Annotated in this window: 20 protein-coding genes; 13 read left to right on the top strand and 7 right to left on the bottom strand. The window is 72.5% G+C overall.

Annotated features, from left to right (window positions below; translation table 11 throughout):
- The first annotated feature begins 114 nt into the window (after nucleotides 1-114).
- From ACFYX4_RS01375 to lgt, 9 genes are all read left to right on the top strand, one after another.
- Nucleotides 115-765, top strand: a complete 651-nt coding sequence (locus tag ACFYX4_RS01375; protein WP_389323886.1) for a TIGR02234 family membrane protein — start codon at nucleotides 115-117, stop codon at nucleotides 763-765.
- Nucleotides 766-964: 199 nt separating this feature from the next.
- On the top strand, nucleotides 965-1,219 hold the full coding sequence (locus tag ACFYX4_RS01370) for an HGxxPAAW family protein (protein WP_389323883.1): 255 nt from the start codon (nucleotides 965-967) through the stop codon (nucleotides 1,217-1,219).
- Between the two features lie 502 nt (nucleotides 1,220-1,721).
- Nucleotides 1,722-2,111: a DUF2752 domain-containing protein gene (locus ACFYX4_RS01365; RefSeq protein WP_389326659.1), complete on the top strand. Its 390-nt coding sequence runs from the start codon at nucleotides 1,722-1,724 to the stop codon at nucleotides 2,109-2,111.
- A gap of 137 nt (nucleotides 2,112-2,248) precedes the next feature.
- Complete coding sequence (trpC, locus tag ACFYX4_RS01360) at nucleotides 2,249-3,058, top strand: indole-3-glycerol phosphate synthase TrpC (RefSeq protein ID WP_389323881.1); 810 nt, start codon at nucleotides 2,249-2,251, stop codon at nucleotides 3,056-3,058.
- Between the two features lie 22 nt (nucleotides 3,059-3,080).
- Entirely contained in the window at nucleotides 3,081-3,311 is a 231-nt protein-coding gene (gene trpM, locus ACFYX4_RS01355) for a tryptophan biosynthesis modulator TrpM (protein WP_389323878.1), read from the top strand.
- Nucleotides 3,312-3,385: 74 nt separating this feature from the next.
- Nucleotides 3,386-4,669 (top strand): tryptophan synthase subunit beta, encoded by a 1,284-nt coding sequence (trpB, locus tag ACFYX4_RS01350; RefSeq protein WP_389323875.1) that lies wholly within the window; start codon nucleotides 3,386-3,388, stop codon nucleotides 4,667-4,669.
- Nucleotides 4,666-5,484 (top strand): tryptophan synthase subunit alpha, encoded by an 819-nt coding sequence (gene trpA, locus ACFYX4_RS01345; protein WP_389323873.1) that lies wholly within the window; start codon nucleotides 4,666-4,668, stop codon nucleotides 5,482-5,484. Before trpB ends, trpA begins: the two co-directional genes overlap by 4 nt.
- A 108-nt stretch (nucleotides 5,485-5,592) precedes the next feature.
- Nucleotides 5,593-6,369, top strand: a complete 777-nt coding sequence (locus tag ACFYX4_RS01340) for a DsbA family protein (protein WP_389323871.1) — start codon at nucleotides 5,593-5,595, stop codon at nucleotides 6,367-6,369.
- A 95-nt stretch (nucleotides 6,370-6,464) separates the two neighbouring features.
- Nucleotides 6,465-7,607: a prolipoprotein diacylglyceryl transferase gene (gene lgt, locus ACFYX4_RS01335; RefSeq protein WP_389323868.1), complete on the top strand. Its 1,143-nt coding sequence runs from the start codon at nucleotides 6,465-6,467 to the stop codon at nucleotides 7,605-7,607.
- Nucleotides 7,608-7,689: 82 nt separating this feature from the next.
- Here the strand turns inward: lgt and ACFYX4_RS01330 are convergent, their stop codons facing one another.
- Genes ACFYX4_RS01330 through ACFYX4_RS01300 form a run of 7 tightly spaced genes read right to left on the bottom strand, consistent with a single transcriptional unit; the run spans nucleotide 7,690 to nucleotide 15,657 of the window.
- On the bottom strand, nucleotides 7,690-8,517 hold the full coding sequence (locus ACFYX4_RS01330; RefSeq protein WP_389323865.1) for an HpcH/HpaI aldolase/citrate lyase family protein: 828 nt from the start codon (nucleotides 8,515-8,517) through the stop codon (nucleotides 7,690-7,692).
- Nucleotides 8,514-9,764 carry a CaiB/BaiF CoA transferase family protein gene (locus ACFYX4_RS01325; protein WP_389323863.1) on the bottom strand — a complete coding sequence of 417 codons (1,251 nt, stop codon included), beginning with the start codon at nucleotides 9,762-9,764 and terminating at the stop codon, nucleotides 8,514-8,516. Before ACFYX4_RS01325 ends, ACFYX4_RS01330 begins: the two co-directional genes overlap by 4 nt.
- Nucleotides 9,761-10,654: a ribokinase gene (gene rbsK, locus ACFYX4_RS01320; RefSeq protein WP_389323860.1), complete on the bottom strand. Its 894-nt coding sequence runs from the start codon at nucleotides 10,652-10,654 to the stop codon at nucleotides 9,761-9,763. Before rbsK ends, ACFYX4_RS01325 begins: the two co-directional genes overlap by 4 nt.
- The gene (locus ACFYX4_RS01315; RefSeq protein WP_389323857.1) at nucleotides 10,651-12,027 is read right to left on the bottom strand and encodes an ADP-ribosylglycohydrolase family protein; all 1,377 of its coding nucleotides are present in this window, start codon (nucleotides 12,025-12,027) and stop codon (nucleotides 10,651-10,653) included. Before ACFYX4_RS01315 ends, rbsK begins: the two co-directional genes overlap by 4 nt.
- Nucleotides 12,015-13,259, bottom strand: coding sequence for an ADP-ribosylglycohydrolase family protein (locus ACFYX4_RS01310; protein WP_389323854.1), 1,245 nt, complete (start codon nucleotides 13,257-13,259; stop codon nucleotides 12,015-12,017). The genes ACFYX4_RS01315 and ACFYX4_RS01310 overlap by 13 nt, the downstream gene beginning before the upstream one ends.
- A gap of 8 nt (nucleotides 13,260-13,267) precedes the next feature.
- Nucleotides 13,268-14,608, bottom strand: coding sequence for an ADP-ribosylglycohydrolase family protein (locus ACFYX4_RS01305; protein ID WP_389323851.1), 1,341 nt, complete (start codon nucleotides 14,606-14,608; stop codon nucleotides 13,268-13,270).
- Complete coding sequence (locus ACFYX4_RS01300; RefSeq protein WP_389323848.1) at nucleotides 14,605-15,657, bottom strand: ADP-ribosylglycohydrolase family protein; 1,053 nt, start codon at nucleotides 15,655-15,657, stop codon at nucleotides 14,605-14,607. Before ACFYX4_RS01300 ends, ACFYX4_RS01305 begins: the two co-directional genes overlap by 4 nt.
- A 270-nt stretch (nucleotides 15,658-15,927) precedes the next feature.
- On the opposite strand from ACFYX4_RS01300, the gene ACFYX4_RS01295 reads away from it, so the two are divergent.
- The 4 genes from ACFYX4_RS01295 to ACFYX4_RS01280 all read left to right on the top strand — a co-directional run bounded on the left by ACFYX4_RS01295 (nucleotide 15,928) and on the right by ACFYX4_RS01280 (nucleotide 24,037).
- Nucleotides 15,928-16,659 (top strand): VIT1/CCC1 transporter family protein, encoded by a 732-nt coding sequence (locus ACFYX4_RS01295; protein ID WP_389323845.1) that lies wholly within the window; start codon nucleotides 15,928-15,930, stop codon nucleotides 16,657-16,659.
- A 403-nt stretch (nucleotides 16,660-17,062) separates the two neighbouring features.
- Nucleotides 17,063-21,688 (top strand): glutamate synthase large subunit, encoded by a 4,626-nt coding sequence (gene gltB / locus ACFYX4_RS01290; protein WP_389323842.1) that lies wholly within the window; start codon nucleotides 17,063-17,065, stop codon nucleotides 21,686-21,688.
- Nucleotides 21,681-23,144, top strand: coding sequence for a glutamate synthase subunit beta (locus ACFYX4_RS01285; protein WP_389323839.1), 1,464 nt, complete (start codon nucleotides 21,681-21,683; stop codon nucleotides 23,142-23,144). The genes gltB and ACFYX4_RS01285 overlap by 8 nt, the downstream gene beginning before the upstream one ends.
- A 167-nt stretch (nucleotides 23,145-23,311) precedes the next feature.
- Nucleotides 23,312-24,037, top strand: coding sequence for a vWA domain-containing protein (locus ACFYX4_RS01280; protein ID WP_389323836.1), 726 nt, complete (start codon nucleotides 23,312-23,314; stop codon nucleotides 24,035-24,037).
- Nucleotide 24,038: the final 1 nt, after the last annotated feature.

The raw sequence follows: 24,038 nt of genomic DNA, 5'->3' as shown, positions 1-24,038 counted from the left end.
GAGTACGAGGGCGGCGCGTACGCGGCGGGTACGCGGCGGGTACGCGCTTTCCCTGAAAAGTGGGGTGCTTCTCACGTAACCCCGGGTGACGGTTCGCCCGGGGTCCAGGCGATAGTGGGGTACGTGACTGCTGTTCCTCACCCCCGTTCCGAAGACGCCGGACCCGCCCGGTCCGGCCGCCGGAGTCTGGCCCTCGCCCTGCTGAGCGGTGCGCTGGGCGCGGCCGTGGCCCTGCTCGCGACCCGGCAGCGCTGGTCGGAGGGCACGGCGACCGTGCCCGGCGGCGACTTCCCCCTGACCGCCCAGGGCAGCGACGTCACCGGCGTCCCCGCGGCGCTCGCCATCGTGGGCCTCGCCGCGCTCGTCGCCGTCTTCGCCGTCCGCCGGGCCGGCCGTTTCGCGGTCGCCCTGCTCCTCGCGCTCTCCGGCGCCGGGATCGTCGCCGCCGCCCTGTTCGGCGCGTCCGACAGTTCCGCGCTCGACGAGAAGGCCGCCCAGGCCTCCGGAGACACCTCCGCCACCGTCGCGTCGCTCAGCCACACCGCCTGGCCGTACGCCGCGGCCGTGGGCGGCGCGCTGATCCTCCTGGCCGGGCTGCTCGCCCTGCGCTACGGCAGCCTGTGGCCCGCCATGTCCGGCCGCTACGAGCGGAGCGGCGCCCCCCGCCCCCGTCGCAGGCCGGCCGCCGCCGACCCGGACCGGCCCGAGGAGATCTGGAAGGCCCTGGACCGCGGCGAGGACCCGACGGGCACCGGACCGGCCTGACGGCTCCCGCGTCACCGATGTGGTGAATCAGACGTCATCGGAAGCGACCCCCGCGTCCGGTACGCGTGCGCGTACGGGACAATGGACGCCGAGCGACCGGCTCGGACAGGTACGGCGCGTACCGCCTGTGCATCACGTACGGCGAGCGACGAGCAGTACGACACACAGACAGCAACAGACAGCAACGAGGAGCAACGTCATGGCGGGCAGCAGCCACGGACACACCCCGGCCGCCTGGACCGGTGTCACCATCGCCATCATCGGTTTCTGCGTCGCGGGCGCGTTCATGGTGATGGCGCAGCCGCTGGGCTTCTGGGCCGGCATGGTGATCGTCGTCCTCGGCGGCGTCGTCGGTGCCGTGATGCGCTCGATGGGCCTGGGCCAGCCGAAGGAAGCCCACCCCGTGCACCAGGTCGCGACGGCTCGCCCCACCCCGGCCACCGCCGAGAGCTGACCTCGCCTCTCGTACGTCGTCGTGAGGGGCGGCCGGTGGACGACCGGCCGCCCCTCACGCGCGCGTGGAACCCGTCACCGGGGCACAATGCGAGGCTTGAACCCTCCCCCAGCTGAAGGCGGGGGGATTCCTGGCTCAGGAAGCCCCGCCGGTCAGCGACCAGCGAGGTCTGACTCCCTCAGCACCAGCCGGGACGGAACCTGCCCGGTCGCCCGAAAGCGTTGGTGTGCGCCTACTTGGTTCTCGCTCGGCGCGTCATGCGCGCTTGGTTCTCGCTACGCACGGTATGCAACTTACCCGATCCTGTAGTCGTCCTTTCCGTCGTGAGGCACAACCCCGCCGTCTGCCCTGCTCCGCAGGGGTTCGATACACCCGGCCTGAAAGCCGGGGCATCCTCGAAGGAGATCCGGTGAACGCCGACAGCCGCAGCGTGACACCGCCTCCCGACCCGCCCCCAACACCGCCTTCGCCCGTTTCTGGGACGCCCTCCCGGGGAGACCTCCTGAAACGGATCGCCGTGCCCGCCGCGCTTCTCGCGGCCGTGGCCGGGGCCTTCGCGTACGTCGGGGCCGTCGACCCCAACGAGCCCGGCCACTACCCGATCTGCCCGCTCCTGCGGTACACCGGCCTGTACTGCCCCGGCTGCGGCGGACTGCGCAGCGCCCACGCCTTCGTGCACGGCGACCTCACCGCCGCCCTGCACGCCAACGCGATGGCCGTGGCCGCCTACCTGGGCTTCGCCGTGCTGTGGACCGTCTGGGTGGTCCGCGCGGCCCGCGGCCGCCCGACGCGCCTCGACCTCGGGACCGCGCACCTGTGGACGCTGGGCACGTTGCTGCTGGTCTTCACGGTTGCCCGGAACCTGCCGTTCGGTGGCTGGCTGCACCCTTGATCGCGCCCCGGACGTCCAGGTAGTGGGACCGCTGTCAAGCGGATGTGAGGCCTTCGGGTTCCTCCGGATACCATCGCAGTGGCCATGGATTTCCCTGGTCGCTGGAACTGTCAACCGTCTGGAAGGGGGCCGCTCGCGTGAGTGTGCTCGACGAGATCATCGACGGAGTCCGTGCCGACCTCGCGGAACGGCAGGCGCGCGTCAGCCTCGACGAGCTCAAGGAGCGCGCGGCGAAGGCTCCCGCAGCCAAGGACGGGGTCGCCGCGCTCAAGGGCGACGGCGTCAAGGTGATCTGCGAGGTCAAGCGCTCCAGCCCGTCCAAGGGCGCGCTGGCCGCGATCGCCGACCCGGCGGGCCTCGCCGCCGACTACGAGGCGGGCGGCGCGGCCGTCATCTCCGTCCTCACCGAACAGCGCCGCTTCGGCGGCTCGCTCGCCGACCTGGAGGCCGTCCGCGCGCGCGTGGACATCCCGGTGCTGCGCAAGGACTTCATCGTCACCTCGTACCAGCTGTGGGAGGCCCGCGCGTACGGCGCCGACCTCGCGCTGCTGATCGTGGCCGCGCTCGACCAGTCGGCCCTGGAGTCGCTGATCGAGCGTGCCGTCTCCATCGGTCTCACCCCGCTCGTCGAGGTCCACGACGAGGACGAGGTCGAGCGCGCGGTGGACGCCGGCGCCAAGGTGATCGGCGTCAACGCGCGCAACCTGAAGACGCTGGAGGTCGACCGGGGCACCTTCGAACGGGTCGCCCCCGAGATCCCCGACCACCTCGTCAAGATCGCCGAGTCCGGCGTCCGGGGCCCGCACGACCTCATCGCCTACGCCAACGCCGGTGCCGACGCGGTCCTGGTCGGCGAGTCCCTGGTCACCGGCCGCGACCCCAAGACGGCGGTCGCCGACCTGGTCGCGGCGGGCGAACACCCCGCGCTGCGCCACGGGCGTAGTTGATCACCCGCTAGGCTGACCTCCGATGACTCCGACGACGACCGTGCCCGCCACGGACCGGTACGCCCGCCTCGCACGCGGCTGCCGCCCGCGCGGCTGCCGCGCGCCCGCACGGCGCGTGCATGGTCGACGTGTGCGATACGTCATCGGAGACGAACCTGGGCAGGTCAACGGGCGTCGATGGCAGCGCCCCTTCAAGGGCGCGGGGCTCCATTCGATGTGCGGCTGCCGCCGCGCGGGCGCGACCAGCCACTGACGGCCCGTAGCCGACTGACAACCCCACGCCCCACGGCTATCAGGTGTTTCCCAAGCTCACCGTGAGGTTTCCGCATGCCCAGCGAGTTCTTCATCCCCGACCCGGAGGGTCAAGTCCCCAGCGCCGAAGGCTACTTCGGCGCCTTCGGCGGCAAGTTCATCCCGGAGGCCCTCGTCGCCGCCGTGGACGAGGTGGCCGTCGAGTACGACAAGGCCAAGCACGACCCCGAGTTCGCCCGCGAACTCGACGATCTGCTCGTCCACTACACCGGCCGCCCCAGCTCCCTCACCGAGGTGCCGAGGTTCGCCGAACACGCCGGCGGCGCCCGGGTGTTCCTCAAGCGCGAGGACCTCAACCACACCGGTTCGCACAAGATCAACAACGTGCTCGGCCAGGCGCTGCTCACCAAGCGCATGGGCAAGACGCGCGTGATCGCCGAGACCGGCGCCGGCCAGCACGGCGTCGCCACCGCGACCGCCTGCGCCCTGTTCGGCCTCGACTGCACCATCTACATGGGCGAGATCGACACCCAGCGCCAGGCCCTCAACGTGGCCCGGATGCGCATGCTGGGCGCCGAGGTCGTCGCGGTGAAGTCCGGCAGCCGCACGCTGAAGGACGCCATCAACGAGGCCTTCCGCGACTGGGTCGCCAACGTCGACCGCACCCACTACCTGTTCGGCACCGTCGCGGGACCGCACCCCTTCCCGGCCATGGTCCGCGACTTCCACCGCGTCATCGGCGTCGAGGCCCGCCGCCAGATCCTGGAGCGCGCCGGACGCCTGCCCGACGCGGCGATCGCCTGCGTCGGCGGCGGCTCCAACGCCATCGGCCTCTTCCACGCCTTCATCCCGGACACCGGCGTACGCCTCATCGGCTGCGAGCCCGCCGGACACGGGATCGAGACCGGAGAGCACGCGGCCACCCTCACCGCGGGCGAGCCCGGCATCCTGCACGGCTCCCGGTCCTACGTCCTCCAGGACGACGAGGGCCAGATCACCGAGCCGTACTCGATCTCCGCGGGCCTGGACTACCCGGGCATCGGCCCCGAGCACTCCTACCTCAAGGACTCCGGCCGCGGCGAGTACCGCGCGGTCACCGACGACGCGGCCATGCAGGCGCTGCGCCTGCTGTCGCGCACCGAGGGCATCATCCCGGCCATCGAGAGCGCCCACGCGCTGGCCGGCGCCCTGGAGGTCGGCAAGGAGCTGGGCAAGGACGGGCTGATCGTCGTCAACCTGTCCGGCCGCGGCGACAAGGACATGGACACCGCCGCCCGCTACTTCGGCCTGTACGACACCGACGCCGAGGTCGAGGCCGACGCCGCCGACCTCGCCGAGATCGAGGGGGACGCCAAGTGAGCGGCAACATTCGGCTGTTGACGGACACCCTCGCCGCCGCCAAGGCGGAGGGCCGCGCCGCCCTCATCGCCTACCTCCCGGCCGGGTTCCCGACCGTGGACGGCGGCATCGAGGCGATCAAGGCCGCCTTCGACGGCGGCGCGGACGTCGTCGAGGTCGGTCTGCCGCACAGCGACCCCGTCCTCGACGGCCCGGTCATCCAGACCGCCGACGACATCGCCCTGCGCGGCGGCGTCAGGATCGCCGACGTGATGCGCACGGTCCGCGAGGCCCACGCGGCCACCGGCAAGCCGGTGCTCGTCATGACGTACTGGAACCCCATCGACCGCTACGGCGTCGAGCGGTTCACCGCCGAGCTCGCCGAGGCGGGCGGGGCCGGGGCGATCCTGCCCGACCTGCCCGTGCAGGAGTCGGCGCTGTGGAGGGAGCACGCCGACAAGCACGGCCTCGCGACCGTCTTCGTCGTGGCGCCCAGCAGCAAGGACGAGCGGCTCGCCACCATCACCGGGGCGGGCAGCGGCTTCGTCTACGCCGCCTCGCTGATGGGCGTCACCGGCACCCGCGAGTCGGTCGGCGCGCAGGCCCAGGACCTGGTCGAACGCACCCGGGCCACCGGCAGCGGCCTGCCCGTCTGCGTCGGCCTCGGGGTCTCCGACGCGGTGCAGGCGGCCGAGGTGGCCGGCTTCGCCGACGGGGTGATCGTCGGCTCGGCCTTCGTCAAGCGGATGCTGGACGCCCCGGACGACGCGGCCGGCGTCGAGGCCGTCCGGGCGCTCGCCGGCGAACTGGCGAAGGGCGTACGCGGCCAGGCGTGACGGCTCGAACGGGTCCGGCTCGCGCCGGACGCGGAGCATTCGGTCACCCGAACGGGTGGACCTGGGACCGGGGAGGCGCTGCACGCCTCCCCGGTTCGTTTCCGGGGTGTGAGCGAGAAGAATCGTGATGGGAAGCGCACCGCCAGGGAGCGGCTGGCGGTCGAGCGCGAGAAGCAGAAGGCCGGGGAGCGGCGTCGCCGGACGCTGATCGTCGCCGCGAGCGTCGTGTGCGTGCTGGGCCTGGCGGCGATCATCGGCGTCGTCGCGGCGAACGCCGGCAAGGACGACGGCAGCGACAGCGCGGGCCCGGTCGTCGCGCCCTCGGGCGCACAGGGCAAGGACGCCCTCGCGATCCCCGTCGGCGAGGATGACGCCAAGTCCACGCTCACGGTGTGGGAGGACTTCCGCTGCCCCGCCTGCAAGGGCTTCGAGGACGCCTACCGCTCGACCCTGCACGAGCTGACCGAGGCCGGGAAGCTCAAGGTGGAGTACCACCTGGTCACCCTCATCGACGGCAACATGGGCGGCACCGGCTCCCGCAACGCCGCGAACGCCGCGGCCTGCGCCCAGGACGCCGGCAAGTTCCCCGCGTACCACGACGTGCTGTTCGAGAACCAGCCGCCCGAGCCCGACGACGCGTACGCGAAGAACAGCAAGCTGATCGAGCTGGCCGCCAAGGTCGACGGTCTCGACACGCCCGCGTTCCGCACGTGTGTGGAGGACGGCACGCACAACAGCTGGGTCGCGAAGTCCAACGAGGCCTTCCAGAAGGGGGGCTTCACCGGCACCCCGACTGTGCTGTTCAACGGCAAGAACATCTACGCGGATCGCACGATGACGCCCGCGAAGCTGAAGCAGATGGTGGAGGAGGCCGCCCAGGGGTGAGCGCCGGCGGCGGGCTCCGCCCGCCCGCCTGTTATGGAGCCGTAGCCGGGCTGGTTGCCGTGCGCCCGGCCCGGCACGGTAGCGTCGACCCTGCCATGGAACTTGCCTACATTCCCAGCCCGTCGCGCGGAGTGCTGTACCTCGGCCCCGTCCCGCTGCGCGGCTACGCGTTCTGCATCATCGTCGGCGTCTTCGTCGCGGTCTGGCTCGGCAACAGGCGCTGGATCGCCCGGGGCGGGCGGGCCGGCACGGTGGCCGACATCGCGGTCTGGGCCGTGCCCTTCGGTCTGATCGGCGGCCGTCTCTACCACGTGATCACGGACTACGAGCTGTACTTCAGCGAGGGCCGTGACTGGGTGGACGCCTTCAAGATCTGGGAGGGCGGCCTCGGCATCTGGGGCGCGATCGCTCTCGGAGCGGTGGGCGCGTGGATCGGCTGCCGGCGCCGGGGCATCCCGCTGCCCGCGTACGCCGACGCCATCGCGCCCGGCATCGCCCTCGCCCAGGCCATCGGCCGCTGGGGCAACTGGTTCAACCAGGAGCTCTACGGGCGGGAGACGGACCTTCCGTGGGCCCTGCACATCACCTCCGCGGCGGACGGCCGGGTGCCCGGGTACTACCACCCGACGTTCCTGTACGAGTCGTTGTGGTGCGTCGGCGTCGCCCTGCTCGTCATCTGGGCCGACCGTCGCTTCAAGCTGGGCCACGGGCGGGCGTTCGCGCTGTACGTCGCCGCGTACTGCGTGGGCCGCTTCTGGATCGAGTACATGCGCGTCGACGACGCCCACCACATCCTGGGTCTGCGGCTGAACAACTGGACCGCGCTGTTCGTCTTCGTCCTCGCGGTGGTCTACCTGGTGCTGTCGGCGAAGAAGCGGCCGGGCCGCGAGGAGATCGTGGAGCCCGACGCCCAGGCCCCCGACGGCGATGCGGCCGACGCCGAGTCCTCGGAGACGAAGAAGGACGCCGGGGCGGCCAAGGCCGAGACGGACGAGAAGTCCGCGAAGGACGAGAAGTCCGCGAAGGACGACAAGTCCGCGAAGGACGAGAAGTCCGTCGGGAAGGGACCCGAGGCCGGGGCCGACTCGAAGACCGAGACGAAGTCTGAGACGAAGTCCGAGAACAAGTCCGAGGCCAAGGCCGACACGAAGACCGAGACCGGGACCGACGCCGAGGCCGGGACGAAGGCCGATGCGAAGGTCGAGACCGAGGCCGAGTCGGCGGGCAAGAAGAGCTGACGGCCCGACAGACCGACGAGGGCGCCCGGGATCTCCGGGCGCCCTCGCTGTGTGCCGGGGCCGTGCCGGGCCGGCCCCGCGGTCAGATCCTGCGGGCCAGGGACAGGGTCCGCTGGGCCGCCGCCACCACCGCCGCGTCGATGAAGCGGCCGTCCGGGAGGGCCTGGGCGCCCTGCTCGGTCGCCGCCGCCTTGACGATCGTCTCCGCCTCCTCCAACTCCCGCTGCGTGGGCAGATAGGCCCGTTCGATGATCGGCAGCTGACGGGGGTGGATGGCGGCGCGGCCCAGGAAGCCGAGGGTGCGGCCATGGGCGCAGGAGGCCGCCAGGCCCTCCAGGTCACGGGTGTCGGGGTGGACGGACTGGGGCGGCGGGGGCAGCGCCGCGGCCCGCGCGGCGACGATCACGCGGGAGCGGCACCAGTCGAGGCCGGCGTCCTCCCGGACGCCCAGGTCGGCCCGTAGATCCGCCTCGCCCAGCGCGATGCCGCGCAGGGCAGGGTGGGCGGCGGCGATGGCGAAGGCGTGTTCGACGCCGAGGGCCGTCTCCACCAGGGCGAACAGCGAGGGCGCGCCGCCGTCCGAGGGTGCGGTCGCCTCCGCGATCCGGGCGATCTGCCCCGGCGACGTCACCTTCGGCAGCCGCAGCCCCGAGACGCCCGGCAGGCCCGCCACCGCCCCGAGGTCGTCCCGGGCCAGCGGACCGTCCAGGGCATTGACCCGGACATGGACCGGAACGCCGGGCACCTCCGTGAGGAGTTCGGCGGTCGCCGCGCGGGCGTACTCCTTGCGGTCCGGGGCGACCGCGTCCTCCAAGTCGATCACGACGACGTCCGCGCCGCACACGAGGGCCTTGGCGACGACGTGCGGGCGGTCGCCGGGGGCGTACAGCCAGGTGAGCGGGAAGGTCACAGGGCGCCCTCCGCGCGCAGGGCGGTCAGGTCGGCCGGGGTGAGGCCGAGTTCGGTGAGGACCGACTCGGTGTCCGCGCCGTGCGGGCGGCCGGCCCAGCGGATCGCGCCGGGCGTGGAGGAGAGCCGGAAGAGGACGTTCTGCATGCGGATCGGGCCCAGTTCGGGGTCGTCGACGGTGGTGACCGTGTCCAGTGCCTGGTACTGAGGGTCCGTCATCACGTCCCGGACGTCCTGGACGGGGGCGACGGCCGCCTCGGCCTTCTCGAAGGCGGCGAGGACGTCGGTGCGGGTGTTCGCGGCGATCCAGCGGCCGACCGCCTCGTCGAGGACGTCGGCGTGGGCGGCCCGCTCGGCGCCCGTCGCGAACCACGGCTCGTCGATCAGGTCGGGGCGGCCGACCAGCCGCATGACGCGTTCCGCGACCGACTGGGCCGACGTCGACACGGCGACCCAACTGCCGTCCGCCGTGCGGTAGGTGTTGCGCGGGGCGTTGTTGGCGGACCGGTTCCCGGTGCGCTTCTGGACGTGGCCGAGCTGGTCGTACCAGAGGGGCTGAGGGCCGAGGACGGTCAGGATCGGCTCGATGATCGCCATGTCGACGACCTGCCCCTCGCCGGTGCGCTCGCGGGCGGCGAGGGCCGTCATCACGGCGTACGCCGTCGCCAGCGCCGCGATGGAGTCGGCGAGGCCGAACGGCGGCAGGGTCGGGGGCGCGTCCGGTTCGCCGGTGATCGCCGCGAAGCCGCTCATCGCCTCGGCGAGGGTGCCGAAGCCGGGGCGATGGGCGTAGGGACCGAACTGGCCGAAGGCGGTGACCCGGGTGAGGATCAGCCGGGGGTTGGCCGCCGACAGCTCCTCCCAGCCGAGGTCCCACTTCTCCAGGGTGCCGGGCCGGAAGTTCTCGATGATCACGTCGGCGGTCGCGGCGAGACGCAGCAGGGTGTCCCGGCCGCCGGGCCGGGACAGGTTCAGCGTGATCGCGCGCTTGTTGCGGCCGAGGAGCTTCCACCACAGCCCGACGCCGTCCTTGGACGGGCCGTGGCCCCGGGACGGGTCGGGCTTCTGCGGGTGCTCGACCTTGACGACCTCAGCGCCGAAGTCGCCGAGCATGGTGGCCGCGAGGGGACCGGCGAAGAGGGTGGCCAGATCGAGGACGCGCAAACCGTGCAGCGGGGCGTGCGCAGGAGGGTTCACGGGCGGCTCGGTGGACGCGGGTGGCCCGGTGGGCACGTGGGGCTCGGTCATGACGTGTACTGCTTGTCGATCTCGGAGCGGAACGGCATCGACGCGGACGCCCCCGGCCGCTGGACCGACAGCGCGGCGGCCGCCGCCGCCCAGGCGATCGCCTCTTGTGCGGGGCGCTCCTCGCCGAGCGCCACCGCGAGGGCGCCGACGAAGGTGTCGCCCGCGCCGGTCGAGTCCACGGCCTTGACGTGCGGCGCGCGGATCATCACCGGTTCGGCGCCCCGGGTCGCGTACAGGCAGCCGGACGCGCCGAGGGTGACGACGACCTCCGGCACGCTGTCCAGGAGGGCGAGGGCGGCCTCACGCGGGTCGATGCGTCCGGTGAGGGTGGTGGCCTCATGCTCGTTGGGCACCAACAGGTCGGTGGTGTCGAGGAGTTCGGGCGGCAGGTGCTGGGCGGGGGCCGGGGTGAGGACGGTCCGGACGCCGTGGGCGCGGGCCGCCTGGGCGCCGGCGACGACCGCCGCGAGGGGGATCTCCAACTGGAGCAGCAGCGCATCGGCGGAGGCGATGAGGCCCTCGTCGCCGGGGACGAGGTGGTCGACGGCGCCGTTCGCGCCGGGGACGACGACGATCGCGTTGCCGCCCTGGTCGTCCACGACGATGTGCGCGGTGCCGGAGGGCCCCTCCACGGTGCGCAGATGGTCGGTGTTCACACCGGAGTGCTCCAGCGTGGAGCGCAGCCGGGAGCCGAAGGCGTCGTTGCCGACCGCGCCGATCATCGACACGTTGGCGCCCGCCTGGACGGCGGCGATCGCCTGGTTGGCGCCCTTGCCGCCGGGGATCGTGCTGAACTCCCGTCCGGTGACGGTCTCCCCGCGCTGCGGGGGCTTCTCGACGTAGGCGACGAGGTCCATGTTCGTGCTGCCGAGCACGACGATGTCGGTCATGGGCGTGCAGCCTCCCGGTGGGTGAGGTGGGCGAGGGTGTCGAAGCCGGCGCCGTCGAAGCCGCCGACCGAGGTGGCGAGGCGGTTCTTCAGGGGCGCCGTCCAGCGGTCGGGGAGGGCGGCGGGGTCGCCGGCGAGCAGGGCGGCGATCCCGCCCGCGGTGGCGCCGGCCGAGTCGGTGTCCCAACCGCCGGACACGGCACGGGTGATGGAGCCGGTGAAGTCGCCGTCGGCGTGGGTGAGCGCGGCGGCGATCAGGGCGGTGTTGGGGACGGCGTGCACCCAGTGGTGGGACGCGCCGTATGCGGCGTGGAGTTGGTCCACGACGCTGTCGAAGTCCTCGTGGGAGCGCGCGAGTCGGACGGCGTCGGTGACGGCCCTCGCCAGCCGGGAGCGGGGCGGTACGACGGTGAGGCCGGCGGCGAGGCAGGCGTGGACGTCGTGCGCGCCGGTCGCGGCGGTGGCGACGACGGCCGCGGTGAACATCGCCGCGTAGACGCCGTTGGCGGTGTGGGTGAGGGCGGCGTCGCGGTGCGCCTGTTCCGCCGCGGCGGCCGGGTCGCCGGGGTTGGTCCAGCCGTGCAGGTCGGCGCGGATGAGGGCGCCGATCCATTCGCGGAAGGGGTTGCGGTGGCGGGCCGTGCGCGGGGGTTCGATGCCGCACAGCAGGTTGCGGTAGGCGAGGCGTTCGGCGGTGAAGGTGCGGCCGGCGGGGAGTTCGTCCAGCCAGAGCCGGGCCACGTCGACGGTGGTGAAGCCCCTGCCGTGACGTTGCAGCAGGAGCAGGTTGAGCAGGGGGTAGTTGAGGTCGTCGTCCTCGGGCATGCCGTCGATGTTCTCGGCGAGGGAGGTGGCGGCCGAGCGGCGGTTCCAGGGGTGGGCGGCGAGCAGGTCGGCGGGGACGCCCCGGGCGGTGAAGTAGGCGTTCAGCGGCCAGTTGCCGGTGGACCGGGCGAGGGCGCGGACCCCGTCGAGGGGGAGCTTCTCCACGGGTTTGCCGAGGAGACAGCCGACGGCCCGGCCGAGCCAGGCGGCTTCCAGGGCGGCCGGGGTGACGGTCGCGGGATCCCGCGTGGTCCGGCGGGGCCAGTGCGGGCAGAGCGACTTGACGCGGTCCAGGTCGGTGGGCTCGTCCTCCGCCGACGCGCAGGGCAGGTCCGCCAGTTCGTCCAGGAGGTCTTCCGCGAGGAGCCGCAGATAAGGGGAGGCGGGCTGGGGGGAGACGCCGGCCCGGGGCGGGGGGTCCCAGCCGCCGGCCGTCCTCCAGCGGGCCGCGACGGCCGCGACGGCGGAGGCGTTGCGGCCGTCCTGGGCCGCCTGCCGGAGTTCATGGCCGAGGAGGTCCTCCGGCTGGGCCCAGGTCAGGCGGAGCATTCCTGGCCTCCGAGGGTGAGGAAGGCCGCCTCGTGGGCGCGGCGGGCGCGGACGTCCCGGGCGAAGACCTCCCGGGTGACCTCGGTGAGGGTGCGGGCCGGCGCCCACAGGTCCAGCCGGCTCGCCTCCGCGACCCGCTTCGACCACTCGTCCGGGACCGGGGAGCCCAGGGCGCCGGCCATCGCGCCCGCCATCGTCGCGATCGAGTCGCAGTCACGGCCGTAGTTCACCGCGCCCAGCACGGCGTGCCGGTAGTCGCCGCCGGCCACCAGCAACATGCCCAGCGCGACGGGGAGTTCCTCGATGGCGTGCACACGGGAGGGGCGGCGGGCGGCCGGCGAGGGCTGCCGGTAGTCGGGGCCCACCGTGTCGTAGGGGGCCACGGCCTCACGCAGCGGGATCAGGGCCGACTCGAAGTCGGTGTGGCGGGCCGCCGTCTCGCACACCTTCTCGATCGCGGTCCGGGTGCCGTCCTTCGCCAGGGCCAGACACGCCGTCACCACCGAGTCCGGCGTCGCTCCCGGCGCGCAGGCCGCCGCCACCGCCGCGGCGAGGACCCCGGCCGCCTCCCTTCCGTACGACGACTGGTGCGCGCCGGTGAGGTCGATCGCCTCGGCGTAGGCGGCTGCCGGGTTGGCCGCGTTGACCAGGCCGACGGGGGCCGTGTACATCGCCGCACCGCAGTTGACGATGTTGCCGCTGCCCGCCTCGCGGGGGTCGACGTGGCCGTAGTGCAGCCGCGCCACGAGCCACTTCTCCGCGAGGAAGACGCGGTGCAGCGGGAGCGCCTCCGCCTCCAGCTCGGGGATCCAGCGCGGGTTCGTCATCAGGTCCGGGACCAGATGGTCGGCGAGGGCGTACGCGTCGAGGTGGTCGCGGACCGCGGCGTAGACGCGGACCAGCGCGTGGGTCATCAGGGTGTCGTCGGTGACGTGCCCGTCGCCCTTGTGGTACGGCGCGATGGGGCGCGCGGTGCGCCAGGCGTCGCCGTTCCAGGGGCCGACGATGCCGTGGACGCGGCCGCCGTGCCGCTGGAGGATCTGGTCGGGGGAGTAGCCCTCGACGGGACCGCCGAGGGCGTCGCCGACGGCCGCGCCGACGAGGGCGGCGGTGATGCGGTCCTCCAAGGGCGCGCCGAGGGCGGCGGGGGTGTCGGGCAGTGCTTCGGGTGGGGCTTTGAGTGAGGCTTTGGGTGGTGCTTTGGGTGGGGATTTATGGTTTTCGGGGGTCATGGCCCGAATCATCCCTCCGGTGGGGCCGGTTGTGTGGTTTCCAGGAGCCCGGCGAGTTCCACGAGGTCGGTGTCGGTGAGACGGGGGAGCGCGCAGCCGGAGAGGGTGCGGCAGGCGGCGCGCCAGGTGTCGGGGACCGCCGCGCCGCCGCCCAGCGCGCCGGTGAGGGCGCCCGCGAGGGCGGGGGCGGAGTCCGCGACCCTGGACAGACAGGCCGCGGCCGGCACGGCTTCCGCCAGACGGCCGCCGGAGGCGAGGGTCAGGGCGAGGGCCACCGGGACGGTCTCCGCGGCGGCGATGCCGTAGCTGTACACATGGTCGACGATCTGATGTTCGAGCAGCGGGACCAGTGCGAAGGCGCTGTCCGCGTCGTGCGCGAGCTTGAGCGCGTGGCGGGCGTTGCGGCCGATCTCCGTCTCCTCGGGGAGTTCGGCGAGGGCGGCCGTCACGCACTCCTCGGTTCCCGCGCCGACGAGCGCGAGCGCCAGCGCCGCCGCCATCGCCCGGGCGCCGTGCACGCCGTCGCCGTCCTGGGTGTAGCGGGCGTCGAACTCGGCGAGCTCGGCGGCCTTCCGGGGGTCGCCGGGGTGGGCCACCGCGAGCACGCACGCGCGTACGCAGGCGGCGTCGTCGAAGTAGTGCGGGTTGTCGTGCCCGGTCGCGGGCGGACGCAGGCCGGTGGCGAGGTTGCCGAGGCCGGCCCGTACGGAGATGCGGGCGCGCAGGGGGAGTACGGCCGACTCGATCTCGGGGGCGCGGTCGGCCGCCGCCGCGACCTCGCCGGCGAGGGCGTTCCAGGTGAGGTCGATGGCTGCGCGCATCCGGCGTTGCCGGCTGAGGTCGCCGAGGACGGTGTCGTCGCCGGCGCGCAGCACCGCTTCCGCGGCGAAGGCCGCCCATTCGGCGTCGTCGGAGGGGCCGAGGCGGAGCGGTTCGGGGGGCTGGTTGAGGGCGATGGGGACGGGGAGGGTGGTCGTCGCGTTCTGTTCGGCGAAGGTGTCGAGTTCGCGGGTGAGGCGGCGGGTCCACTCCGGCATGCGGGCGGCTCGGTGGCGGGCGGCGGGCCAGCCGGCGGCGTCGCCTGCGGCCAGGCCGAGCAGGAGGCCCTCGATGCGGGTTGCCTGCCGGCGGCTGGTGGCTGTCCGGCCGGCCTCGGCTTCGCCTTCGGCCGGGTTGTGTTTCCCACCCGCACCGCCCGTGCGGCATTCGTCGTCGGGTGCGGGTGGCCCCTGTGGGGCGTCCCCGCCGTCGGCGACCGCGGCTGCGACCGCAGATTCGTCCGGCGGGGTTGTCAGTGAGGGTTCGGTCGGTTGTGTCGTTGCGTCGGTCCAGGGGGCCGGAGGGGTCATGAGAGGGCCTCCGTCTTGTGGGGGGTGGAGCCGGTGGTGCTCCATCTGGCGTTCTCGCCGGGGATCAGGAGTTCGGCGACGTCCAGGATGTGGTGGCCCGCCATCGAGGGCAGGCAGGTGCCGCGGGCCGGGCCGATGGGGGCCGCCCACTCGGGCGGGATCGCCGAGGCGCCCTGGGTCGCGCCGGCCAGCGCGCCCGCCACCGCCGCCGTGGTGTCGGCGTCGCGGCCCATGTTCACGGCCGTGAGGACGGCGTGCCGGAAGTCGCCGTCGGCCGCCGCGTACGCGCCGAAGGCGAGGGCGACGGCCTCCGGGGCCAGGTCGGTCCACGGGTAGCCGCCGATCACGACGGCCGAGCGGACCGCCCGTTCGCCGCGATGGGCGGCGGCGACCGCGCGGCGCAGGGAGCGTGCCGTCCAGGAGTCCTCGGGGACGACGGCCAGCGCGGAGGCGACGACGGCGATCGTGGATGCGCCCGCCATCGCCGCCGCGACCCCCGCCGCGACGGCCTGGCCGCCGAAGATGCCCTCGCCGTCGTGGCTGACCGAGCCGTCGATCGCGACGAGTCGGGCCGCCTCGGCGGGGCGGCCGGCCGCGAAGACCCCGAAGGGGGCCGCGCGCATGGCGAGGCCGTCGCTCCAGGCGTGCCGGTGCTGGGCCGAGATCGGGGCGGCCAGCCCCCGGCGCAGGTTCTCCAGGGTGCCGCGCTCGCTGAAGCCCGCCCCGCGGAACGGGCCCTCGGCGCGGTCGGCGATCCACTCGTGCCAGGCCGCCTCCACATGCGCCGGCGTGAGCGCGGAGCCGTGGCGGGCCAGCAGCAGTCCCGAGAAGATCGCGTACTCGGTGTCGTCCGTGCCGGCCGGCTTCTCGGCGACGTAGCCCGTGACCCGGCCCCAGCGGGCGCGGATCTGCGAGGGCTTCATGTTCTCGGCCGGCGCCCCGAGGGCGTCTCCCACGGCCAGGCCGAGCAGTGCGCCGCGGGCCCGTTCGCGGAGTTCGGCGGCGTCCCCCGGCGCCGGGACCGAGGGGATGCGGGCGGTCGATGCCATACGGGGCCTCTCCTGAGGGGGTTCCGCACGGGCGCGGAGTCCTTTGCGGATGTGTCCCACCGTCGGCGGTTGACCTGAGCCTGCGCGGCCTCCATGTCACCCGGTCGACATCTGTGCGGGATGTCGATCAGATGAGCGATCGGGGGGGCGCAGGGGTGGGTAGGCCAGGTTTTCCTTGGTGGCGGGCGGGAATCCGGAGTCGTACTGTTGATGTTGTCGAAGAGTAGAAAGTGTCCAAAGTTAGTTAAGGCTTGGCTCAGGGGGAGTCTCGTGGCGATCATCGAAAACGAAGCCGCGCTGCACGAAGCGCACCGTGACAACCACACCCACCGCGACGTGAACGGCGGCTGGCTGCGCCCCGCCGTCTTCGGCGCGATGGACGGACTGGTCTCCAACCTCGCGCTCATGACCGGCGTCGCCGGCGGCTCGGTCGGCCGGTCGGGCATCGTGCTGACCGGCCTCGCGGGTCTCGCGGCCGGCGCGTTCTCCATGGCCGCCGGCGAGTACACCTCCGTCGCCTCGCAGCGCGAACTCGTCGAGGCCGAACTCGACGTCGAGCGGGGGGAGCTGCGCAAGCACCCCAAGGACGAGGAGGCCGAGCTGGCCGCGCTCTACGAGTCCCGGGGCGTCGAGGCCCCACTCGCGCGGGAGGTCGCCCGGCAGCTGTCGCGCGACCCCGAACAGGCCCTGGAGATCCACGCCCGGGAGGAACTGGGCGTCGATCCCGGCGACCTGCCCTCGCCGACCGTCGCCGCCGTGTCGAGCTTCGGCTCCTTCGCGCTCGGCGCCCTGCTCCCCGTGCTGCCGTATCTGCTGGGCGCGACCGCCCTCTGGCCTGCCCTGCTGCTCGCGCTGCTCGGGCTCTTTCTGTGCGGTGCGGTGGTGGCCAGGGTGACGGCGCGCAGCTGGTGGTACAGCGGGCTGCGGCAGCTCGCTCTCGGGGCCGCGGCGGCCGGTGTGACGTACGCCCTGGGCAGTCTGTTCGGTACCGCCGTAGGATGAGCCGGGACGCTACTTATGCGATGGGCCGCATAAGTAGCCGTTACTCGCTGGTTTCGAGCGAGTGACCACCGGGCATGAGCCGTAAGCGCTGTGGGCAATGACGCCTGCCGCGCACTCGCGGGGTGAGCGACGCCGCTCCCTCCGCCCCCAGGTCCGATGGACACCGATCTGACCGATCCGGTCCCCTTCGGCACCCACATACTTCAAGCCGTGTGCGCGGCACCCCGTCGCGACCTCGCGGCACCCCGCCGCACCTGCGCGGCGTCCGCATGTTGGAACGGAGTATCCGGTTCCCGAGAACCGCTCCATCATGTAACCTGCACGAAATTTTGCACCCCCACGCAGAGGGCCAACGTCGTCCCTCGGCAATTGCATATGCCAGTTGACGACGACGGGAGAGCCGATGCGTACGCCGCGCCAGCCGTCCCAGCACTCCACGAATGGCCGGAATTGGTCGTTCATGGATGCTCGCCCTGCTGCGCAGGGTATGTACGACCCCCGCAACGAGCACGACGCCTGCGGCGTCGGCTTCGTGGCCACCCTCACGGGCGAGGCGAGCCACACGCTGGTCGAGCAGGCGCTGACCGTTCTGCGCAACCTCGAGCACCGCGGCGCCACCGGCTCCGAGCCGGACTCCGGCGACGGCGCGGGCATCCTCACCCAGGTCCCGGACGCCTTCTTCCGCGAGGTCGCCGGATTCGAGCTGCCCGAGGCCGGCGCCTACGCCGTCGGCATCGCCTTCCTCCCGGAGGACGGCACCCAGGCCGCCGTCTCACAGATCGAGACGATCGCCGCCGAGGAAGGCCTCACCGTCCTCGGCTGGCGCGAGGTCCCCGTCGCCCCCGAGCTGCTCGGCGCGACCGCCCGCTCGACGATGCCCGCCTTCCGCGAGATCTTCGTCGCCGACGGCACGAGCAAGGACATCGCCCTCGACCGCAAGGCCTTCGTGCTGCGCAAGCGCGCCGAGCGCGAGGCCGGCGTCTACTTCCCGTCGCTGTCCGCGCGGACCATCGTCTACAAGGGCATGCTGACCACCGGCCAGCTGGAGCCGTTCTTCCCCGACCTGTCCGACCGCCGCTTCGCCTCGGCCGTCGCCCTGGTCCACTCCCGCTTCTCCACGAACACCTTCCCGAGCTGGCCGCTCGCCCACCCCTACCGCTTCGTCGCGCACAACGGTGAGATCAACACCGTCAAGGGCAACCGCAACTGGATGCGCGCCCGCGAGTCGCAGCTCGCCTCCGAGCTGTTCGGCGCCTCCGGCCAGGGGAACGGCGCCGCCGACGGCAAGGCCATCGAGCGCGTGTTCCCGGTCTGTACGCCGGACGCCTCCGACTCGGCGTCCTTCGACGAGGTCCTCGAACTGCTCCACCTCGGCGGCCGCAGCCTGCCGCACTCCGTGCTGATGATGATCCCGGAGGCGTGGGAGAACCACGACTCCATGGACCCGGCCCGGCGCGCCTTCTACCAGTTCCACTCCACGCTGATGGAGCCCTGGGACGGCCCCGCCTGCGTCACCTTCACCGACGGCACCCAGGTCGGCGCCGTCCTCGACCGCAACGGACTGCGCCCCGGCCGCTACTGGGTCACCGACGACGGTCTCGTCGTCCTCGGCTCCGAGGTCGGCGTCCTCGACATCGACCCCGCCAAGGTCGTCCGCAAGGGCCGCCTCCAGCCCGGCCGGATGTTCCTCGTCGACACCGCCGAGCACCGCATCATCGAGGACGACGAGATCAAGGCGCAGCTCGCCGCCGAGAACCCCTACGCCGAATGGCTGGAGGCCGGCGAGATCGAGCTCGGCGACCTGCCCGAGCGTGAGCACATCGTGCACACGCACGCCTCGGTCACCCGCCGCCAGCAGACCTTCGGCTACACCGAGGAAGAGCTGCGCGTCATCCTCGCGCCGATGGCCAAGTCCGCCGCCGAGCCGATCGGCTCCATGGGCACCGACTCGCCGATCGCCGCGCTGTCCTCGCGCCCGCGTCTGCTCTTCGACTACTTCACCCAGCTGTTCGCGCAGGTCACCAACCCGCCGCTGGACGCCATCCGCGAGGAGCTCGTCACCTCGCTGCGCTCCTCGCTGGGCCCGGAGGGCAACCTGCTGGAGCCCACGGCCGCGTCGTGCCGCTCCGTCACCCTGCCCTTCCCGGTGATCGACAACGACGAGCTGGCCAAGCTCATCCACATCAACGCCGACGGCGACATGCCCGGCTTCAAGGCCGCGACCCTGTCCGGCCTGTACCGGGTGCACGGCGGCGGCGACGCGCTGGCCGCCCGCATCGAGGAGATCTGCGCCGAGGCCGACGCCGCCATCGACAACGGCGCCCGCCTCATCGTCCTGTCCGACCGGCACTCCGACGCCGAGCACGCGCCGATCCCGTCGCTGCTGCTCACCGCGGCCGTCCACCACCACCTCATCCGCACCAAGCAGCGCACCCAGGTGGGCCTGCTGGTCGAGGCCGGCGACGTCCGCGAGGTCCACCACGTCGCCCTGCTCATAGGCTTCGGCGCCGCCGCCGTCAACCCGTACCTGGCGATGGAATCCGTCGAGGACCTGGTCCGCGCGGGCACCTTCCTGTCGGACATCGAGGCCGAGAAGGCCATCCGCAACCTGATCTACGCCCTCGGCAAGGGCGTCCTGAAGGTCATGTCCAAGATGGGCATCTCGACCGTCGCCTCCTACCGCGGCGCCCAGGTCTTCGAGGCCGTCGGCCTCGACGAGGCCTTCGTCGAGAAGTACTTCGACGGCACCGCCACCAAGATCGGCGGCGTCGGCATCGACGTCGTCGCCAAGGAGGTCGCCGCCCGGCACGCCAAGGCCTACCCGGCGTCCGGCATCGCGCCGGCCCACCGCGCCCTGGAGATAGGCGGCGAGTACCAGTGGCGCCGCGAGGGCGAGCCGCACCTGTTCGACCCGGACACGGTCTTCCGCCTCCAGCACTCCACGCGCACCGGCCGCTACGACATCTTCAAGCAGTACACGGACCGCGTGAACGAGCAGTCCGAGCGGCTCATGACGCTGCGCGGCCTGTTCGGCTTCAACAGCGAGGGCCGGCAGCCGATCTCCGTCGACGAGGTGGAGCCGGTCTCCGAGATCGTCAAGCGCTTCTCCACCGGCGCCATGTCGTACGGCTCCATCTCCAAGGAGGCGCACGAGACCCTCGCCATCGCCATGAACCAGCTGGGCGGCAAGTCCAACACCGGTGAGGGCGGCGAGGACCCCGAGCGCCTGTACGACCCGGTGCGCCGCAGCGCCATCAAGCAGGTCGCCTCCGGCCGCTTCGGCGTGACCTCGGAGTACCTGGTCAACGCGGACGACATCCAGATCAAGATGGCCCAGGGCGCCAAGCCCGGCGAGGGCGGCCAGCTGCCCGGCCACAAGGTGTACCCGTGGGTCGCCAAGACCCGGCACTCCACCCCTGGCGTCGGTCTGATCTCCCCGCCGCCGCACCACGACATCTACTCCATCGAAGACCTGGCCCAGCTGATCCACGACCTGAAGAACGCGAACCCGCAGGCGCGGATCCACGTGAAGCTGGTCTCCGAGGTCGGCGTCGGCACGGTCGCGGCCGGCGTGTCCAAGGCCCACGCGGACGTCGTGCTGATCTCCGGCCACGACGGCGGCACCGGCGCCTCCCCGCTGACCTCGCTGAAGCACGCGGGCGGCCCCTGGGAGCTCGGCCTCGCCGAGACCCAGCAGACCCTGCTGCTCAACGGCCTGCGCGACCGGATCGTCGTCCAGACCGACGGCCAGCTGAAGACCGGCCGCGACGTGATCATCGCCGCGCTGCTCGGCGCCGAGGAGTTCGGTTTCGCGACCGCGCCGCTCGTCGTCTCCGGCTGCGTCATGATGCGCGTCTGCCACCTGGACACCTGCCCGGTCGGCATCGCCACCCAGAACCCGACCCTGCGCGACCGCTTCACCGGCAAGGCCGAGTACGTGGTGAACTACTTCCAGTTCATCGCGCAGGAGGTCCGCGAGCTGCTGGCCGAGCTGGGCTTCCGCTCCATCGAGGAGGCCGTCGGCCACGCCGAGGTCCTCGACGTCCAGCGGGCCGTCGACCACTGGAAGGCGCAGGGCCTCAACCTGGAGCCGCTCTTCCACGTGCCCGAGCTGCCCGAGGGCGCGGTGCTGCACCAGGTCGTCCCCCAGGACCACGGCCTGGAGAAGGCGCTCGACAACGAGCTGATCAAGCTCGCCGCCGACGCCCTGGCCGCCGACTCGGCGACCGACGCCCAGCCGGTGCGCGCCCAGGTCCAGATCCGCAACATCAACCGCACCGTCGGCACCATGCTCGGCCACGAGGTGACGAAGAAGTTCGGCGGTGCGGGCCTGCCCGACGACACCGTCGACATCACCTTCACCGGCAGCGCCGGCCAGTCCTTCGGCGCGTTCCTGCCGCGCGGCATCACGCTGCGCCTGGAGGGCGACGCCAACGACTACGTCGGCAAGGGCCTCTCCGGCGGCCGTGTCGTCGTCCGCCCGGACCGGGGCGCCGACCACCTCGCCGAGTACTCGACGATCGCGGGCAACACCATCGCCTACGGCGCGACCGGCGGCGAGCTGTTCCTGCGCGGTCGCACCGGTGAGCGGTTCTGCGTCCGCAACTCCGGGGCCACGGTCGTCTCCGAGGGCGTGGGCGACCACGGCTGCGAGTACATGACCGGCGGTCACGCCGTGGTCCTCGGCGAGACGGGCCGCAACTTCGCGGCCGGCATGTCCGGCGGCATCGCCTACGTCATCGACCTCGACCGCGACAACGTCAACGCGGGCAACGCCGACGCCGTCGAGGCCCTGGACGACGCCGACAAGCAGTGGCTGCACGACGTGGTGCGCCGCCACGCCGAGGAGACCGGCTCGACGGTCGCCGAGAAGCTGCTCGCCGAGTGGGACGACGCCGTGGAGCGCTTCAGCAAGATCATCCCCAGCACGTACAAGGCAGTGCTCGCCGCCAAGGCCGCCGCCGAGCAGGCCGGTCTCACCGAGACCGAGATCACCGAGAAGATGATGGAGGCGGCGATCAATGGCTGACCCGAAGGGCTTCCTCAACCACGGGCGTGAGATCGCCAAGTCCCGCCCCGTCGACGTCCGCCTCAAGGACTGGAACGAGGTCTACGTCCCCGGCTCGCTGCTGCCGATCATCAGCAAGCAGGCCAGCCGGTGCATGGACTGCGGCATCCCGTTCTGCCACAACGGCTGTCCGCTGGGGAACCTGATCCCCGAGTGGAACGACTACGCCTACCGTGAGGACTGGGCGGCGGCGTCGGAGCGGCTGCACGCGACGAACAACTTCCCGGAGTTCACCGGGCGGCTGTGCCCGGCCCCGTGCGAGTCGGCGTGCGTGCTCGGCATCAACCAGGCGCCGGTCACCATCAAGAACGTCGAGGTCTCCATCATCGACAAGGCGTGGGAGACCGGTGAGGTCGCCCCGCAGGCGCCCGAGCGTCTGTCCGGCAAGACGGTCGCGGTCATCGGCTCGGGCCCCGCGGGCCTGGCCGCCGCCCAGCAGCTGACCCGGGCCGGCCACACCGTCGCCGTCTACGAGCGCGCGGACCGCATCGGAGGCCTCCTCCGTTACGGCATCCCCGAGTTCAAGATGGAGAAGCGGCACATCAACCGCCGTATCGAGCAGATGCGCGCGGAGGGCACCCGCTTCCGCACCGGCATCGAGATCGGCCGCGACCTCAAGGCGACCGACCTGAAGAAGCGGTACGACGCGATCGTCATCGCCGCCGGCGCGACGGCCGCCCGTGACCTGCCGGTGCCGGGCCGCGAGCTCAAGGGCGTCTACCAGGCCATGGAGTACCTGCCCCTGGCCAACAAGGTGCAGGAGGGCGACTTCGTCGCGCCCCCGATCTCGGCCGAGGGCAAGCACGTCGTCGTCATCGGCGGCGGCGACACCGGCGCCGACTGCGTGGGCACCGCCCACCGCCAGGGCGCGGCCTCCGTCACCCAACTGGAGATCATGCCCCGCCCGAACGACGAGCGGCACGCGGTCTCCCAGCCCTGGCCGACCTTCCCGATGCTCTACAAGGTCACCTCGGCCCACGAGGAGGGCGGCGAGCGGGTCTACTCCGTCTCCACCACCCACTTCGAGGGCGACGAGGACGGCAACGTCCAGTGGCTGCACCTCACCGAGGTGGAGTTCGTCGAGGGCAAGCTGACCCAGAAGCCGGGCACCGAGCGCAAGATCCCCGCCCAGCTGGTCACCCTCGCCATGGGCTTCACCGGCACCGACCGCGAGAACGGCCTGGTCGAGCAGTTCGGCCTGGAGCTCGACGAGCGCGGCAACATCGCCCGCGACGCCGACTTCCGGACCAACGTGCCCGGCGTGTACGTCGCCGGCGACGCCGGCCGCGGCCAGTCCCTCATCGTGTGGGCGATCGCGGAGGGCCGCTCGGCCGCCCGCGGCGTCGACCGCCACCTGACCGGAGCCAGCGAACTGCCGGCCCCGATCCGCCCGACGGACCGTTCGCTGACGGTCTGACGGCAACTCACAGACGTCCCGTACAACGGCGTGCGGGCGGGATATCTGGGGGCACGCCCCCCAGACCCCCCGAGGCAGCGCCTGCCCACCAGTCCCCGACCGGACCATGGGCAGGCGCCGCCGCATGTCCGGGGTGCGGCCGTCCGGCGTGTGGGAGGGTGAGGCCCATGGTCGCGATCAGTCTGAGCAAGGTGGAGGAGACCGCGCCCGCGCTGGTCAGCCTCTACAAGAGCGCCGGGGTCTCCCTCACCGAACACGGCCTGGACGGGCAGCGGGCCGCCGTCTACCTGGTGCTCGACTACTCGGGCTCGATGAAGCCCTACTACGACGACGGCAGTGTGCAGGCGCTCGCCGACCGGGTGCTGGGGCTCTCCGCGCACCTCGACGACGACGGCCGGGTGCCCGTCGTGTTCTTCTCCACGGACGTGGACGCCGTCACGGACATCGCGCTCGCGGATCACCAGGGCCGGGTGGGGCGGATCGTGGCCGGGCTGGGGCACATGGGCAGGACCAGCTACCACCTGGCGATGGACGCCGTCATCGACCACTACCTCGACAGCGGGTCCCGCGATCCCGCCCTCGTCGTCTTCCAGACCGACGGCGGCCCCATCAACAAGCTCGCCGCGGAACGGTATCTGTGCAAGGCGGCCGAACTGCCTCTGTTCTGGCAGTTCATCGGGTTCGGGGACGCGCGCAGCAAGCAGTTCGACTTCCTGCGCAGGCTCGACGAGCTGGCCGTGCCGGGCAAGCGGGTCGTCGACAACGCCGGTTTCTTCCACGCCGGTTCGGACCCGCGCGAGGTGTCCGACGCCGAGCTGTACGACCATCTCGTCGGCGAGTTCCCGCAGTGGCTGGCGGCGGCGCGGGCGCGGGGCATCGTGCGGGACCGCTGAA

This window comes from Streptomyces sp. NPDC002328, from assembly GCF_042890065.1.
In the GTDB taxonomy this organism is placed as follows: domain Bacteria; phylum Actinomycetota; class Actinomycetes; order Streptomycetales; family Streptomycetaceae; genus Streptomyces.
Note: the sequence above shows the minus strand (reverse complement) of the source record. Positions and strands in the feature narration are given on the sequence as shown.

What these genes read in the sequence shown, in the direction of transcription:
- trpB (WP_389323875.1), top strand. Translation starts at nt 3,386, where the DNA reads ATGCCCAGCGAGTTCTTCATCCCCGACCCGGAGGGTCAAGTCCCCAGC.
- ACFYX4_RS01370 (WP_389323883.1), top strand. Translation starts at nt 965, where the DNA reads ATGGCGGGCAGCAGCCACGGACACACCCCGGCCGCCTGGACCGGTGTC.
- ACFYX4_RS01305 (WP_389323851.1), bottom strand. Translation starts at nt 14,608, where the DNA reads ATGACCCCTCCGGCCCCCTGGACCGACGCAACGACACAACCGACCGAA.
- gltB (WP_389323842.1), top strand. Translation starts at nt 17,063, where the DNA reads ATGCGTACGCCGCGCCAGCCGTCCCAGCACTCCACGAATGGCCGGAAT.
- ACFYX4_RS01285 (WP_389323839.1), top strand. Translation starts at nt 21,681, where the DNA reads ATGGCTGACCCGAAGGGCTTCCTCAACCACGGGCGTGAGATCGCCAAG.
- ACFYX4_RS01300 (WP_389323848.1), bottom strand. Translation starts at nt 15,657, where the DNA reads ATGGCATCGACCGCCCGCATCCCCTCGGTCCCGGCGCCGGGGGACGCC.
- ACFYX4_RS01310 (WP_389323854.1), bottom strand. Translation starts at nt 13,259, where the DNA reads ATGACCCCCGAAAACCATAAATCCCCACCCAAAGCACCACCCAAAGCC.
- lgt (WP_389323868.1), top strand. Translation starts at nt 6,465, where the DNA reads ATGGAACTTGCCTACATTCCCAGCCCGTCGCGCGGAGTGCTGTACCTC.
- rbsK (WP_389323860.1), bottom strand. Translation starts at nt 10,654, where the DNA reads ATGACCGACATCGTCGTGCTCGGCAGCACGAACATGGACCTCGTCGCC.
- ACFYX4_RS01315 (WP_389323857.1), bottom strand. Translation starts at nt 12,027, where the DNA reads ATGCTCCGCCTGACCTGGGCCCAGCCGGAGGACCTCCTCGGCCATGAA.
- ACFYX4_RS01280 (WP_389323836.1), top strand. Translation starts at nt 23,312, where the DNA reads ATGGTCGCGATCAGTCTGAGCAAGGTGGAGGAGACCGCGCCCGCGCTG.
- trpM (WP_389323878.1), top strand. Translation starts at nt 3,081, where the DNA reads ATGACTCCGACGACGACCGTGCCCGCCACGGACCGGTACGCCCGCCTC.
- ACFYX4_RS01325 (WP_389323863.1), bottom strand. Translation starts at nt 9,764, where the DNA reads ATGACCGAGCCCCACGTGCCCACCGGGCCACCCGCGTCCACCGAGCCG.